The organism is Pseudolysinimonas sp., from assembly GCF_057350545.1.
Map to the genome: position 1 here is coordinate 1 of NZ_JBMRCP010000080.1, position 14,616 is coordinate 14,616.

Below are 14,616 nucleotides of genomic sequence, written 5' to 3' on the forward strand. Positions count from 1 at the left end.
CGCCGAGGTAGGTGCGGGCGAACTCGGTGATGTCGGGGAGCTTCGTCTCGAGCACCTCGGCGCCGAGGTGGGTGCAGTCGAGCAGCACGTAGTCCTTGTGCGGGCCGGCGCCGCGGCCTTCGGCGACCTCCTGCACCATGCACCGCGACACGATGTCGCGAGGCGCGAGGTCTTTGATGGTCGGGGCGTAGCGCTCCATGAACCGCTCGCCCGAGGCGTTGCGCAGGATGGCGCCCTCGCCGCGGGCACCCTCGGTGAGCAGGATGCCGAGGCCGGCCAGTCCGGTCGGGTGGAACTGGAAGAACTCCATGTCCTCGAGCGGGAGGCCCTTGCGCCAGATGATGCCGACGCCGTCGCCCGTGAGCGTGTGGGCGTTCGACGTCGTCTTGTAGATCTTGCCGAAACCGCCCGTGGCGAAGACGATCGACTTCGCCTGGAAGACGTGCACCTCGCCGGTCGACAGCTCGTAGGCGATGACGGCCGACGGCCGCTGCTTGCCCTTGACCGTCGTCATCGCGATGTCGAGGGCGTAGTACTCGTTGAAGAAGTTGACGCCGAGCTTCACGCAGTTCTGAAAAAGCGTCTGCAGGATCATGTGACCCGTGCGGTCGGCCGCGTAGCACGCGCGACGTACGGGCGCCTTGCCGTGGTCGCGGGTGTGGCCGCCGAAGCGGCGCTGATCGATCTTGCCGTCGGGCGTGCGGTTGAACGGCAGGCCCATGTTCTCGAGGTCGAGGACGGCGTCGATCGCCTCCTTCGCGAGGATCTCGGCCGCATCCTGGTCGACGAGGTAGTCGCCGCCCTTGACGGTGTCGAAGGTGTGCCACTCCCACGAGTCCTCTTCGACGTTGGCGAGCGCCGCCGCCATGCCGCCCTGCGCCGCGCCGGTGTGCGAGCGCGTCGGATAGAGCTTCGTGATCACCGCCGTCTTCGCGCGAGGCCCGGCCTCGATCGCGGCGCGCATGCCTGCGCCGCCGGCACCCACGATGACGACGTCGAACTGGTGGTAGTGGACGCCGTCGACGACAGTCCCGTCTTCGAATTCCATGGGGTGCTCCGGGATCACTGCGCCGCGCAGAGCGGAGCGAGGGTTTCGGACGGCGTCCCGATGCACGGGTCGAACGTCGTGAGGACGAGGGTGCCGAGCAGGAGGAGCACGATCGTCGCGCCGGCGAGGGCGACGAGGAACACGACGCGCATGCGGCCGCGCGCGTAGTCGTTGATGATCGTGCGCATGCCGTTGGCGCCGTGGATGAGCGCGAGCCAGAGCAGCAGGAGGTCGTAGACGATCCAGAACGGATCGGCGAGCTTGCCGGCGACGAAGGCGAAGTCGATCGCCTGCACTCCCTCGCCGAGGAACAGATTCACGAGCAGGTGGCCGAAGATCAGCACGACGAGCAGCACGCCCGAGAAGCGCATGTAGAGCCAGCCCCACTTCTCCCAGTTGACGCCGCGGCGACGGGGTCGGGGGGCGTTCGGCAGCGGAACGGCGGTCGCGTTCGTGGTGGTCATCAGTGCACCCCCGCCATGCCGGCCAGGATGTGGCCGATCTGCCGCGGGATGAAGCCCGCGAGCAGCACGAGCCAGATCGCGATCGCGATCCAGAACATGAGGCGCTGGATGCGCGGGCCGATCGCGAGGAAATCGATGGCGATGATGCGCAGTCCGTTGAGCGCGTGCAGGCCGATCGCGGCGACGAGCCCGATCTCGCCGATGCCCATGATGGGCGTCTTGTACGCGCCGATCACCGCGTCGTACGCCTCGGGGCTCACCCGGATGAGCGATGTGTCGAGGATGTGCACGAGCAGGAAGAAGAAGATGGCGACACCTGTGATGCGGTGCAGGACCCACGACCACATGCCCTCGCGGCCGCGGTACAGAGTGCCGACCGGTCGCCTGAGCTTCGTGATCTTGGGAGCCCGGATGTTCGCCGCGGCCTCGGTGGACACGGATTCCTCCTCGTGCTCCAGAACGGATTGTCTCCAAGCGGGGTGGCGCGCCGCAGGGTGCTTCAACTGGGGCCAGTCTAGGCCCGTCCTCGGGGCCCCGCAGGGAAGGCGGGCCTTACCGGGGCGCGGGGTCAGACACCGGTGTCGACGAGGGCACGTGCCGTGACCACGCGACCGTAGTGCCCGAGGAGCTCGTCGCAGATCGCCGACCAGGATCGGCCGAGCACCCGGCGGCGCCCGGCCTCGCCCATCCGGGCGCGGAGGTCGGGGGAGGCGACGAGACCCGCGACGGCGACCCGGAGCTCTCCGTCGGCGGCAGGGTCGTAGAGCACGCCGTCGACGCCCGTGGCGACGAGGTCGATCGGACCGCCCACCCGCGGCGCGACGACCGGGAGCCCGCTCGCGTGAGCCTCCTGGAGCGTCTGGCCGAAGGTCTCCTCGGTGCCGGTGTGCACGAACACGTCGAAGGCGGCGTACGCGTCGGCGAGGTCGTCGCCGTGCAGCGCGCCGAGGTAGGTCACCGGCATCCCTTCGAGCGCGCGGCGCAGGCCGGGCTCGGCGGGTCCGTCGCCGACGAGGGCGATCCGCATCCCCGGGATGCCGCGCAACTCGGCGAGCCGCTCGAGGCTCTTCTCCGGAGCCAACCGGCCGACGTAGCCGACGATGGCCTCCTCCCGCCCGGCGAGCCGTCCGCGGAGGGCCGCGACGCGGGCGGTCGGGCGTCGGCGCGGATGGTACCGCTCGAGGTCCACGCCGCGCCCCCACCTGTCGAGCCTTGGAACTCCGGCGGCGCGCAGAGCGGCGAGCGCCGAGGTGGAGGGCGCGAGGGTGAGGTCGGCGCCCTCGTGGATCCACCGCGTGAGTCGCATCGCGAACGCGCTCGCCGCCGCGAGCCGGTTACGCTTCGCGTAGCCGGAGACGTCGGTCTGGTAGATCGCGACGCTCGGCACGCCGAGCCGGTTGGCGGCGGCGATCGCCTGGGCGCCGAGCAGGAACGGCGACGCGACGTGCAGCACGTCGGGGCGGAACCGCGCGAGCAGGCTGCTCACCTGCGAGTTCGGGAGGCCGACCGGGAACTGCCGGTAGGCGAGGGCCGGCACCTCGTGCACCGGGTATCCGGCGTACTCCCGAGGCGACCCGGCAGCGGGAACGACGACCATCGCCTCGTGCCCGCCGGCGGCGAGATGCTCGAGCACCCGGAGCACGGAGGTCGTCACCCCGTTCACCGTCGGCAGGAAGCTCTCGCTCACGACTGCGACCCTCATGCGGCGACGGTACGAGCCGGGTGGCGGCTCCGAGGCGACCTCCGTGTGACGCGTCGGTGTACGTCGGTTGAAGTCCAGCATCCGGTCGCGCTCCGGGTGGCCGACGGTAGCCTGAGCGCATGGCCGAACGCCCGGCGGCACTCGCCCGCCTCTACAGCATCATCCCGGCCGGGGGGATCGGATCTCGACTCTGGCCGCTCTCCCGCGCGGACGCGCCGAAGTTCTTGCACGACCTCACCGGGAGCGGTACGACGCTCCTGCGCGGCACGTGGGAACGACTCGCCCCGCTGGCGGGCGACCAGCGCATCATGGTCGTCACCGGCCGCGCGCACCGCGCCGCCGTCGAGGGGCAGCTGCCGGAGCTCGCCGACGCGAACATCGTGCTCGAGAGCGAGCCCAAGGACTCGTCCGCCGCCATCGGACTCGCCGCCGCCATCCTCGTGCGTCGTGAGCCGGACGTGATCGTCGGCTCGTTCGCGGCCGACCACGTCATCTCCGACGCGCGCTCGTTCCGACGTGCGATCGAGCAGGCCGCCGTGGTCGCCGAGGCGGGCTACATCGCCACGGTCGGGATCACGCCCACCGAGGCTGCGGTCGGCTTCGGCTACATCCACTGCGGCCCGTCGCTCGACATCCCGGACGCGCCCAAGGCGCTGCGCGTGGAGAGCTTCGTCGAGAAGCCCGACCTGGCGACCGCGGAACAGTATCTCGAGGGCGGAGAGCACCTCTGGAACGGCGGCATGTTCGTGGCGCGGGCCGACGTGCTGCTCGATCAGATGCGGCAGTCGCAGCCCGCGCTCGTGGCGGCGCTCGAGGAGCTCGCCGCCGCGTGGGACGACCCGACGACGCGCGGTCCGGCCGTCGACCGGCTCTGGCCGGGGTTGACCAAGATCGCGATCGACTATTCGGTCGCCGAGCCGGCGGCCGCCGCCGGCCGCCTCGCCGTCATCCCGGGCACCTTCGATTGGGACGACGTCGGCGACTTCGCGTCGATCGCGAAGCTCCACGCGGGTGGACGCAAGAACGACCTCGCGATCCTCGGTGAGAACGCGCGCGTGCTGGCCGACTCGTCGAGCGGCATCGTCGTGAGTCAGAGCAACCGCATCATCTCGCTCATCGGTGTGCGCGACATCATCGTCGTCGACACCGACGACGCCCTCCTCGTCACGACGACGGCGAACGCTCAACGCGTGAAGAGCGTCGTGGATGCCCTCAAGCTCAGCGGGCGCAACGAAGTGCTCTGACGAACTCGGTGGTCGAGTAGCCGCGCAAGCGGCGTGTCGAGACCAGGCGCGAGGGTCTCGACACGCGCCTGCGGCGCCACTCGACCACCGAGTCCGCTAGACCTCGATCTCGCCGCCGACGCGACGGAGGTGGTCGCGGAAGGTGAGCCCCGGGTCGGTGTCGCGCGCCGCGAGGTAGTCGGCGAAGCGCACCTGGTCGCGCAGCGTCGTGCCCGACCGGATGAGCTCCGCCTGCCGACGCTCGGTCGCCGCGATGCCGCCCGCCGTCTCGAGCACCTCGTCGACGCGCTCGAGCGGCACGAACAGCACGCCGTCCTCGTCGCCGAACACGGCATCCCGGGGCGTCACGGTGTGGTCACCGATGACCGCGCTCGCGAGGGCCTCCGGATGCCGCGGGTCGAGTCGCTGCGGACCCGTCGGGAGCGCGCCGAGACTGAACACGGGCGCCCCGATCTCGAGGAGGTCGCGCGTGTCGCGGTGGAGGCCCCACATGACGACGCCAGCGACGCCGGCGGCGAGCGCGTCGAGCAGCGCGAGGTCGCCGAGGCACGCCTCGTCGAGCCGAGCCTCGTTGTCGACGACGAGCACGTCGCCCGGCCGCGCCGCGAGCACGGCCTCGAGGTACACGTCGACGCTTCCGGCGTGGCGCACGGGGAGGACGCGCCCGGCGACGCGCATCCCGGGCACGAGCGCGCGCACCGCGGACGGGGCGCATCGCACCGGGAGGCCGAGGCGCAGGCAGGCGTCGGCGACGAGCGGGGTGGAGAGGTCGGCGAAGCGGACGAGCATGGCGGGACGCTAGCCCCACCCCGTCGTCCGCTCCACGTCCACCTGGGCTCCGCTGGCCACGGATACCGTGGGGTCGTGAGCATCCCCGTCGTCATCGACACCGACACCGCCCAGGACGACTGCGTCGCGATCCTCGTCGGACTCCTCGACCCGGAGGCCGACCTCCGAGCGATCACGATGGTGGCCGGCAACGTCGGCTTCGACGCGCAGGTGAGGAACGCCTGGATGACGCTCAACGTCGCCGATCGGCTCGACGTGCCGGTGTACCTCGGGTGCCGTCGCCCGCTCGTGCGCGAGTGGGTGTCCGCGGAGAACGTGCACGGCGACGGCGGCGGCGGGCTCGCGATCGACGACTCCGGACTCGCACCGCAGGACGAGCACGGCGTCGATGCGCTCATCCGGCTCGCCGCCGAGAGCCCGGGCGAGCTCTCGATCGTGTGCATCGGGCCGCTCACCAACATCGCGATGGCGATCATCAAAGACCCGGAGTTCGTCGGCAACGTCAAGTCGCTCTACGTCATGGGCGGTTCGAACAACGCCCGCGGCAACATCACCGCGGCGGGCGAGTTCAACTTCTATGTCGACCCGGACGCCGCCAAAGCGGTCTTCGCGGCGGGCTTCTCCGACCTCGTCGTTGTGCCGTGGGCCCCGCTCACGCTCAACGACGCGATCTTCAGCCGAGACGAGATCGCCCGGCTGGCGGACGTCGGCACGCCGCTCGCCCGCTTCGTCGTGCGGGTGTGCGAGGCGACGCTCGCGTTCGACGAGTCGGTGGGCATCCCGGGATCGACGCATCCCGACTCGCTCACCGCCGCCGTGCTGCTGCACCCCGACCTGGTGTCGGCGAGCGCGCGTTACGCCGTGGACGTCGAAGCCGACTCGGAGCTCACGCGCGGCTACTCGGCGATGTCGTGGGGCGTCCACGGGCTGTCGGACAACGCGACCGTGATCGAGGCGATCGACCACCGCGCCTTCTACGACTACCTCACCGGGCTCCTGGCCCGTGAGACGCGGCCCCCGCGCGCGTTCAGCCCCACGCTCTAGATCATTTCCGATGCATTACGCGAGGGTCGCGGTTTGGTAACGGCGTCGCGCGCGACCCCCGTGAGTGTGGTCGGGGATGTTGCGTCACGTTACGCTGGCACCCACCAACCCCCGGCGCGCTGTCGGGGCTTTTGCACATGGAGGATCCCAAGTGAACCTGATCACCCGTAAGCGCGCGCTGCTCAGCGTCGCGCTCGCCGGTGCGAGCGCTCTCGTGCTCGCCGGCTGTGGCGCCGCGCCCACCGACGACGGCGGCGACGACACCGTCGACTACCTCGCCTGCGCCGTCTCCGACGAGGGCAGCTGGAACGACAAGAGCTTCAACGAGGCGGCCTACGGCGGCCTCACCATGGCCAAGGACGAGCTCGGCGTGCAGATCGCCGACGCCGAGTCGGCCAGCCCCGAGGACTTCGAGACCAACCTCACGGCCATGGTCAACGAGGGCTGCGACGTCATCTTCGCGGTCGGCTTCAACTTCTCGATCGACAACCTGATCTTCGACTTCGCCGACGCGAACCCCGAGGCGCAGTTCGTCTGGATCGACGGCTGGAACCAGGGCCAGGCCAACCTCAAGCCCATCGCCTACTCGATGAACCAGTCGAGCTTCCTCGCCGGCTACCTCGCCGCCGCGTACTCGACCTCGAAGGTCATCGGCACCTACGGCGGACTCAACATCCCCGCCGTCACCGACTTCATGACCGGCTACTACAACGGCGCGAAGTACTACGAGGCCGAGACCGGCACCGCGGTGACCGTCCTCGGCTGGGACCCGGCCACGCCGGACCAGGGTGACTTCGTCGGCGACTTCGCCAACACGGGTGTCGCGCAGACGATCTCCGAGGGCCAGCTCGCCGCGGGCGCCGACGTGCTGTTCCCTGTCGCCGGTGGCCTGTTCACCGCGTCGGCCACGGCGATCCGTGACGCCGGCGGCAACGCCGTGCTGCTCGGTGTCGACAAGGACATCGCGCTCACGCAGCCGGAGCTTGCCGACATCACGCTGACTTCGGTCGAGAAGCGCATGACGCAGGCCGTGTTCGACGTCATCGAGGACCTGTCGGGCGGCGGCGAGTTCAACGTCGACGCCTACGTCGGAACGCTCGAGAACGACGGCACCGCGCTGTCGGACTTCTACGACTTCGACGGCGAGGTCTCGGACGAGATCAAGGCGGCGCTCGAGGAGATCAAGGCCGGCATCATCGACGGGTCGATCGACCCGCTCGAGACGCCGGGAATGTAGTCGATTCCTCGCAATCGGTAGTACGGACGCCGGGGCGGATCATCGCCCCGGCGCCCGCCGTATCCGGCGCGCCCGTCTTCGGGCAGGATGGACCACGATGAAACTCGAGCTCCGCGGCATCACGAAGCGGTTCGGACGACTCGTTGCCAACGACGGCATCGATCTCGTCGTCGAGCCCGGTCAGATCCACGCCCTTCTCGGAGAGAACGGGGCTGGCAAGTCCACCCTCATGAATGTGCTCTTCGGGCTCTACCAGCCCGACGAAGGCGAGATCCTGCTCGACGACGAGCCGCGGCACTTCACCGGGCCGGGTGACGCGATGGCCGCCGGCGTCGGCATGGTGCACCAGCACTTCATGCTCATCCCGGTGTTCACGGTCGCCGAGAACGTCATGCTCGGGCACGAACCCACGAGGTTCGGCCAGGTGCTCGACCTCGCGGCCGCACGTGACCTGGTGCGCGAGATCTCGGCCCGCTTCGGGTTCGAGCTCGATCCCGATGCCCTCGTCGAGGATCTGCCGGTCGGCGTGCAGCAGCGGGTGGAGATCGTCAAGGCGCTCTCCCGTGACGCCAGGGTGCTCGTGCTCGACGAGCCCACCGCGGTGCTGACGCCGCAGGAGACCGACGAGCTCATGCTCACGATGCGCCGGCTCGCCGACAGCGGCACCTCGATCGTCTTCATCACCCACAAGCTCCGCGAGGTGAAGGCCGTCGCCGACACCATCACGGTCATCCGCCTCGGCAAGGTCGTCGGCTCTGCCGACCCGAGCGCCTCGACCGATGAGCTGGCCTCCCTCATGGTGGGCCGCGCCGTCGAACTCACCGTCGACAAGGCTGCGCCGAAGCTCGGGGGAGAGGTGCTCGTCGTCGAAGACCTCACCGTGTTCTCACCGACCGGTCAGCGCCTGCTCGACGACGTGACGTTCAGCATCAGAGGCGGCGAGATCCTCGCCATCGCCGGCGTGCAGGGCAACGGCCAGACCGAGCTCGCCGAGGCGCTCGTCGGGCTGCGGTCGAAGCTGCAGGGCTCGATCAAGATCGACGGCCAGGAGGTCATCGGGCACTCCGTGCGGCGCCTGCTCGACGACGGTGTCGGGTTCGTGCCCGAAGACCGGAAGGTCGACGGCCTCGTCGCCGAGTTCACGGTCGCCGAGAACCTCATGCTCGATCGCTCGTTCCAGGGCCCGTTCGTGAAGGGCATCGGCATCGACTTCGCCCATCGCGACGAGTTCGCCGCGCAGGCCATCCACGACTTCGACATCCGCACCCCGGATGCCGAGACGCTCGTCGGACGGCTGTCGGGCGGCAACCAGCAGAAGGTCGTCCTCGCCCGCGAGCTCGGCCGCGAGCTGAAGCTGCTCGTCGCGTCGCAGCCGACGCGCGGCGTCGACGTCGGCTCGATCGAGTTCATCCACGAGAGGATCGTCGAGGTCCGCGATTCGGGGGTTCCCGTGCTCGTCATCTCCACCGAGCTGGACGAGGTGATCGCCCTCGCCGACCGCATCGCCGTCATGTACCGGGGCACGATCATCGACATCGTCCCGGCCGACACGCCGCGCGAGAAGCTCGGCCAACTCATGGCGGGAGTGCACGCGTGACCGTTCGAGAGCCTCAGGGCGGCGGCCTCGACCAGACGTCTGGCGGCGCCTCGGCCGAGCTCGATCCGGTGCCCGAGTCGACGCCGCCGCGCGCGCGCCGCCAGATCGCCTGGAACGAGGTGATGCGCGACATCGCGTCGGGCGGCCTCGTGCGCACGCTGCTCGCGATCCTGCTCGCCCTCGTCGTCGGTGCGCTGCTCGTCGTGTTCACGAACGAGCGCGTCGGCGACACCCTCGGCTACCTGTTCTCGCGCCCGAGCGACTTCTTCAGCGCGGCGGGCCGTGCGCTCGCCGAGGCGGGCAACGCGCTCGTCCGCGGCGCCATCTACAACACCCGGGCCGACACGTTCGAGGCGGGGATCCGCCCGCTGACCGAGTCGCTGCGCTTCGCCGGTCCGCTCATCGCCGCCGGCCTCGGCATCGCGCTCACCTTCCGCTCCGGCCTGTTCAACATCGGCGGCCAGGGGCAGATCCTGCTCGCGGCGATCTTCTCGTCGTTCGTGGCGTCGCAGTTCCAGCTGCCGTTCCCGCTGCACCTCCTCGTCGCGGCTCTCGCCGGCTTCCTCGGGGCCGCGATCTGGGCGGGCATCGTCGGGTTCCTCAAGGCCCGCACGGGGGCGCACGAGGTGATCGTGACGATCATGATGAACTACATCGCCGTGTCGCTCATCACCTTCCTCATGCGCACGCCGGTCCTGCACGACATGGACTCGGGTTCGAACCCGACGTCGATCCCGCCGGAGCCGACGGCGGTGTTCCCGCTCCTTCTCGGCGAGGGCTACAACCTGCGCTGGTCGTTCGTGCTGTGCATCCTCGCCGTCGCCGTGTACTGGTGGCTCATGGAACGCTCGCCGGTCGGCTTCCGGCTGCGGATGGTCGGCCTGAACCTGGATGCCGCGCGCACCGCCGGCGTCAACGTCAACCGCGCGGCGATCACCGCGATGGTGCTCTCGGGTCTCTTCATCGGCCTCGCCGGCATCAACCAGTCGCTCGGCCGCGACGGGAACTTCGCGCCGAACGTCGACGCCGGGATCGGGTTCGAGGCGATCACCGTCGCCCTGCTCGGCAACTCCCGGGCGATCGGCGTGCTCTTCGCCGGCCTCCTGTTCGGCGCGCTGAAGGCCGCAGGCCCGGCCATGCAGGTCGCCGACGTCTCGCCCGAGGTGCTCGGAGTCGTGCAGGGCGTGATCGTGCTCTTCATCGCCGCGCCCCCGCTCGTGCGAGCCATCTTCCGCTTCATCCCCGAGCCCCGAGGAGTCGGCCGATGAGCACCGTCGCTACCCCCGCCGCTTCGCCGGAGACGACACCCCACCACTCGAACGCGCTCGCGCCGCGGTCGTGGCGCATCCCCGTGCTGCTGACCGTGCTCTCGATCCTCACGATCATCGCGTTCGGTGTCTTCGGCGACGACCGCGAGGTGCGGTTCGCCTGGGCCACGTCGGGCGACCTCCTCCCGCTCGACCCGACCCCGGCATCCCCGCGCGTGCTCGCCTGGGTGCTGGGCGCACTCGCGCTCGCCGCGTCGGTCGTCGCCCTGCAGTTCGCGTCGCGCCGCAAGCCGGTGCCGGTGTGGGCTTCGATCATCGTCGGGATCGCGTTCCTCGTGAGTCTTGTCGCGTGGGTCGGAGCCGGCGGCAGCGTTCCGGTGGTCTTCCTCCTCACCGGCGCGATCGGACTCTCGACCGCGATCGTCTTCGGCGCCCTCGCGGGGGTCATCGGTGAGCGGGTGGGCATCGTCAACATCGCCATCGAGGGTCAGCTGCTCGGCGGCGCCTTCGCGGCGGCGGTGGTCGCCTCGACCACCGGCAACTACGTGCTCGCGATCGTCGCGGCGATGGTGGTCGGCGGCCTCATCTCGATGGTGCTCGCGGCGTTCTCGATCACCTACCTCGTCGACCAGGTCGTCGTCGGCGTCGTGCTCATCGCGCTCGTGACGGCGATCACGAACTTCTTCTACTCGGCCGTGCTCGGGCCCCAGTCGGGGGCGTTCAACAATCCCGGCACGATGCCGCGCGTGGCGATCCCGCTGCTGTCGGACATCCCGGTGCTCGGCCCGGTGCTCTTCGACCAGCGTCCGACGACGTACCTGATGTTCGTGCTCGTACCGTTCGTGTGGTTCATGCTCTTCAAGACACGCTGGGGTCTGCGGGTGCGCGCGCTCGGAGAGCACCCTCTCGCGGCCGACACGGTCGGCATCAAGGTCAACCGCATGCGGTTCTGGACCGTCACGATCGCCGGTCTCATCGCCGGGCTCGGCGGCGCGTCCCTCACCATCGGCGGTGTCGGCGCCTTCGTGCGCGAGATGAGCGCCGGGCAGGGCTTCATCGCCCTCGCGGCGGTCATCCTGGGGCGGTGGAACCCCTGGTACGCGGCGCTCGCGGCACTCCTCTTCGGGTTCGCGAGCAGCTTCCGCATCTGGGCGGGGCAGGCCGGCGCGGCGATTCCGGCCGACCTCATCGCGATGACGCCCTACGTCGTCACGATCCTCGCCGTCGCGCTCGTCGCCGGTCGCGTGATCGCGCCGCGCGCCGCGGGCAAGCCGTACATCAAGGAGTAGACACCATGGGCTCTTTCGAGGAGCGCAGCATCGACTGGGCCGCACTGCGCGCGGCCGCCGCCGAGGCGATGGCGTGGTCGTATTCCCCGTACTCGGACTTCCCGGTCGGCGCGGCCGCCCTCGTCGATGACGGACGGATCGTGCAGGGCACCAACGTCGAGAACGCGTCCTACGGGGTGGGCCTGTGCGCGGAGTGCGGCCTCGTCTCCGCGCTCGCGGCCTCGGGCGGCGGCAAGCTCGTCGCCTTCTCGTGCGTCGACGGCCACGGCAACGTGCTCATGCCGTGCGGACGCTGCCGCCAGCTGCTCTACGAGTTCTCGGCTCCCGGCATGCTGCTCGAGACCGTCTCGGGCATCAAGACGATCGACGAGGTGCTGCCCGATGCGTTCGGCCCCCGTCAGCTCGAGGAGTTCAAGAACCATGGTTGAGGCCTTCGACGCCGTCGATCTGATCAAGACCAAACGGGATGGCGGCATCCTCTCGACCGCGCAGATCGACTGGCTCGTCGACGCCTACACACGCGGTTACGTCGCCGACGAGCAGATGTCGGCGATGACGATGGCGATCTTCCTGAACGGGATGGAGCCGCGCGAGATCAAAGACCTCACCCTCGCGATGATCGCGACGGGCGAGACCCTCGATTTCTCGGGGCTCGACAAGCCGACGACCGACAAGCACTCGACGGGCGGGGTCGGCGACAAGATCACCCTTCCGCTCGCGCCGCTCGTGGCCTCGTTCGGCGTCGCCGTGCCGCAGCTCTCGGGTCGCGGCCTCGGGCACACGGGGGGCACGCTCGACAAGCTCGAGTCGATCCCGGGCTGGCGCGCGAAGCTCTCCAACGAGGAGTTCATGCGGCAACTCGCGTCCGTGGGCGCCGTGGTCTGTGCCGCGGGGGCAGGACTCGCCCCCGCCGACGGGAAGCTCTACTCCCTCCGCGACATCACCGGCACGGTCGAGGCGATCCCGCTCATCGCGTCGAGCATCATGTCGAAGAAGATCGCCGAAGGCACCGCGTCGCTCGTGCTCGACGTGAAGCACGGCTCGGGCGCGTTCCTGCAGGACCCGGCGCGCTCCCGCGAACTCGCGGAGGTCATGGTGCGCCTCGGCAACGACGCCGGCACGAAGACCGTCGCTCTGCTCACCAACATGCACGTGCCGCTCGGGCTCGCGATCGGCAACGCGAACGAGGTGCGCGAATCGGTCGAGGTGCTCGCGGGCGGCGGGCCGGCGGATGTCGTCGAGCTCACCGTCGCCCTGGCGCGGGAGATGCTCGCTCTCGCCGGGCAGCCCGACGCCGCCGACGAGGCGGCGCTGCGGGACGGCCGCGCGATGGACTCCTGGCGCGCGATGATCCCGGCGCAGGGCGGCGACCCGGATGCCGCCCTCCCGACGGCTCGCGAGACGCAGGTGGTGACGGCGGACCGCGACGGCATCCTCGTGAAGCAGGAGGCGCTGCCGTTCGGGATGGCGGCGTGGCGGCTCGGCGCGGGCCGGGCACGCAAGGAAGACCCCGTGCAGCACGCCGCGGGCATCGACCTCCACGCGAAGCCCGGCGACACCGTCACGAAGGGGCAGCCGCTCTTCACCCTCTCCGCTGACGAGCCCGCCCGCTTCGCCCGCGCGCTCGAAGCCCTCGACGGTGCCTGGGCGATCGGTGACCCCGGCTCGCCCGTCGACGACGGCGGCCCGCTCATCGCCGGGCGCGTCGAGTAGGGGTACAGCCGACTCCCCGGGTAGTCCCCCTGTTGGGGGACCACTGCGCACTGCTACCTTGTGCGAGCATCCTTCGACCGTCGGGACAACGGTCGAGCCCCCCGCGGATGCGATCAGGGCACTTTTTTGGCATCCCCCGCTGAGCTCTGGTCTCCCCTACCCAGGAGACATTCCCGTGATCCGAAAGATCCTCGCGGCCTCGGCCGCGCTCGCGATGGGCGCCGGGTTGGCGCTCATCGCGGTCAGCCCGGCCGTCGCCGACGACGCCCTCACCGCCCCCGACGTCGTCAGCGCCGCGCCGCCGGACCCGACTGCATCACCGGACCCGACCGCCTCGCCGGACCCGACGGCCGCGCCGGGCCCGACGGCCGCGCCGGACCCGACCACGACGCCGTCGGACGAGCCGGATGCCGCGCCGCCGGCCAGCGATGCGTCCCCGCGCGTGGAGCAGCCCGACGGCGAGCTCGAGGAGGATCTCAGTGAGGCCGAACCCGAGTTCGCCGCGCGATTCGCGCCGGCGATGTTCGCCGCCGCAGCGGCCGCCCCGACGGTGCAGCAGTGCGCGGTGATGAACCCGGCGACCTACGTCACATCGACCGCAGGCATGTTCTTCGAGGACCGCGCCGGCGGTTCGCACACCCTCACCGCGACCGGGATGCAGATCAGCTGGGCCGCGGTCGGCGGTGACCTCAGCCTCGCGAAGTCCGCCGGGTACATCCCCGTGACCATCCCGTTCGAGGAGATCGGGTCTCCGGCGTTGGGCTACACGACGTCGACCGGCGCGAGTGCGGGCCTCAACCTCACGCTGTTCAAGGATGGCGCCTGGTGGGGCAACCTCGTGTACGAGCCGCTGTTCGCCGACTTCTGGATCAACAAGGCCGTGACCGGCATGCCCGTGGGTCCGAATCCCGGATACCAGCTCGCCTACGGCACGCTCGACGAATTCCTCACCGCGTTCGTCGCCAACGGCTGGGACGTCGACGTCGTCGCGGTCGGCTACTCCGGCGGCTCCGGCTCGCAGGGCACGGGCGTGGTGACGTCGCTCACCGCCGGCTGCGACACGTGGCTCTTCGCCTCACCGCCGCCGCCGACGAATCAGGCGTGCACGGCGTTCTCGTCGATCGTGGTGACGGATCTGGCGCAGTTGGATCTGTCGCAGTCGCGTGCGCTGGGTCACCAGGAGTTGGAGACGGGTGCGCTGCGGGTGTGGACGGAGGCTGC

13 protein-coding genes and 1 pseudogene are annotated in these 14,616 nt (G+C 70.2%); 9 read left to right on the top strand and 5 right to left on the bottom strand.

Going from position 1 to position 14,616, the window contains the following annotated elements:
* The 4 genes from ACO1X9_RS11545 to ACO1X9_RS11560 form a co-directional block, all read right to left on the bottom strand.
* Positions 1-1,048: FAD-binding protein (locus tag ACO1X9_RS11545; RefSeq protein ID WP_486350985.1), on the bottom strand; the 1,048-nt coding region annotated here is incomplete at its 3' end.
* Positions 1,049-1,062: 14 nt separating this feature from the next.
* Positions 1,063-1,512 carry a succinate dehydrogenase/fumarate reductase transmembrane subunit gene (locus ACO1X9_RS11550; protein ID WP_486350986.1) on the bottom strand — a complete coding sequence of 150 codons (450 nt, stop codon included), beginning with the start codon at positions 1,510-1,512 and terminating at the stop codon, positions 1,063-1,065.
* On the bottom strand, positions 1,512-1,949 hold the full coding sequence (sdhC, locus tag ACO1X9_RS11555) for a succinate dehydrogenase, cytochrome b556 subunit (protein WP_486350987.1): 438 nt from the start codon (positions 1,947-1,949) through the stop codon (positions 1,512-1,514). The genes ACO1X9_RS11550 and sdhC overlap by 1 nt, the downstream gene beginning before the upstream one ends.
* 131 nt (positions 1,950-2,080) lie before the next feature.
* Complete coding sequence (locus ACO1X9_RS11560) at positions 2,081-3,214, bottom strand: glycosyltransferase family 4 protein (RefSeq protein WP_486350988.1); 1,134 nt, start codon at positions 3,212-3,214, stop codon at positions 2,081-2,083.
* Positions 3,215-3,333: 119 nt separating this feature from the next.
* On the opposite strand from ACO1X9_RS11560, the gene ACO1X9_RS11565 reads away from it, so the two are divergent.
* Positions 3,334-4,458 (top strand): mannose-1-phosphate guanylyltransferase, encoded by a 1,125-nt coding sequence (locus ACO1X9_RS11565; protein ID WP_486350989.1) that lies wholly within the window; start codon positions 3,334-3,336, stop codon positions 4,456-4,458.
* 96 nt (positions 4,459-4,554) lie between these two features.
* Here ACO1X9_RS11565 and ACO1X9_RS11570 read toward each other — a convergent pair whose 3' ends face one another.
* Positions 4,555-5,247, bottom strand: coding sequence for an RraA family protein (locus ACO1X9_RS11570; protein WP_486350990.1), 693 nt, complete (start codon positions 5,245-5,247; stop codon positions 4,555-4,557).
* Between the two features lie 75 nt (positions 5,248-5,322).
* On the opposite strand from ACO1X9_RS11570, the gene ACO1X9_RS11575 reads away from it, so the two are divergent.
* The 8 genes and pseudogenes from ACO1X9_RS11575 to ACO1X9_RS11610 form a co-directional block, all read left to right on the top strand.
* Positions 5,323-6,291 (top strand): nucleoside hydrolase, encoded by a 969-nt coding sequence (locus tag ACO1X9_RS11575; protein ID WP_486350991.1) that lies wholly within the window; start codon positions 5,323-5,325, stop codon positions 6,289-6,291.
* A gap of 151 nt (positions 6,292-6,442) precedes the next feature.
* Positions 6,443-7,528, top strand: coding sequence for a BMP family lipoprotein (locus ACO1X9_RS11580; RefSeq protein ID WP_486350992.1), 1,086 nt, complete (start codon positions 6,443-6,445; stop codon positions 7,526-7,528).
* A 97-nt stretch (positions 7,529-7,625) separates the two neighbouring features.
* Positions 7,626-9,125, top strand: a complete 1,500-nt coding sequence (locus ACO1X9_RS11585) for an ABC transporter ATP-binding protein (RefSeq protein WP_486350993.1) — start codon at positions 7,626-7,628, stop codon at positions 9,123-9,125.
* Positions 9,122-10,393 (top strand): ABC transporter permease, encoded by a 1,272-nt coding sequence (locus ACO1X9_RS11590; RefSeq protein WP_486350994.1) that lies wholly within the window; start codon positions 9,122-9,124, stop codon positions 10,391-10,393. Before ACO1X9_RS11585 ends, ACO1X9_RS11590 begins: the two co-directional genes overlap by 4 nt.
* Complete coding sequence (locus ACO1X9_RS11595) at positions 10,390-11,682, top strand: ABC transporter permease (RefSeq protein ID WP_486350995.1); 1,293 nt, start codon at positions 10,390-10,392, stop codon at positions 11,680-11,682. The genes ACO1X9_RS11590 and ACO1X9_RS11595 overlap by 4 nt, the downstream gene beginning before the upstream one ends.
* A 5-nt stretch (positions 11,683-11,687) precedes the next feature.
* On the top strand, positions 11,688-12,110 hold the full coding sequence (locus ACO1X9_RS11600) for a cytidine deaminase (RefSeq protein ID WP_486350996.1): 423 nt from the start codon (positions 11,688-11,690) through the stop codon (positions 12,108-12,110).
* Positions 12,103-13,395: a thymidine phosphorylase gene (locus ACO1X9_RS11605; RefSeq protein WP_486350997.1), complete on the top strand. Its 1,293-nt coding sequence runs from the start codon at positions 12,103-12,105 to the stop codon at positions 13,393-13,395. The genes ACO1X9_RS11600 and ACO1X9_RS11605 overlap by 8 nt, the downstream gene beginning before the upstream one ends.
* Positions 13,396-13,570: 175 nt before the next feature.
* Positions 13,571-14,616 (top strand): annotated as a pseudogene (locus ACO1X9_RS11610) (hypothetical protein); the annotation flags it as partial.

Coding starts and splice junctions, on each gene's coding strand:
- ACO1X9_RS11565 (WP_486350989.1), top strand. CDS start 3,334: ATGGCCGAACGCCCGGCGGCACTCGCCCGCCTCTACAGCATCATCCCG.
- ACO1X9_RS11595 (WP_486350995.1), top strand. CDS start 10,390: ATGAGCACCGTCGCTACCCCCGCCGCTTCGCCGGAGACGACACCCCAC.
- ACO1X9_RS11600 (WP_486350996.1), top strand. CDS start 11,688: ATGGGCTCTTTCGAGGAGCGCAGCATCGACTGGGCCGCACTGCGCGCG.
- ACO1X9_RS11560 (WP_486350988.1), bottom strand. CDS start 3,214: ATGAGGGTCGCAGTCGTGAGCGAGAGCTTCCTGCCGACGGTGAACGGG.
- ACO1X9_RS11550 (WP_486350986.1), bottom strand. CDS start 1,512: ATGACCACCACGAACGCGACCGCCGTTCCGCTGCCGAACGCCCCCCGA.
- ACO1X9_RS11585 (WP_486350993.1), top strand. CDS start 7,626: ATGAAACTCGAGCTCCGCGGCATCACGAAGCGGTTCGGACGACTCGTT.
- ACO1X9_RS11605 (WP_486350997.1), top strand. CDS start 12,103: ATGGTTGAGGCCTTCGACGCCGTCGATCTGATCAAGACCAAACGGGAT.
- ACO1X9_RS11570 (WP_486350990.1), bottom strand. CDS start 5,247: ATGCTCGTCCGCTTCGCCGACCTCTCCACCCCGCTCGTCGCCGACGCC.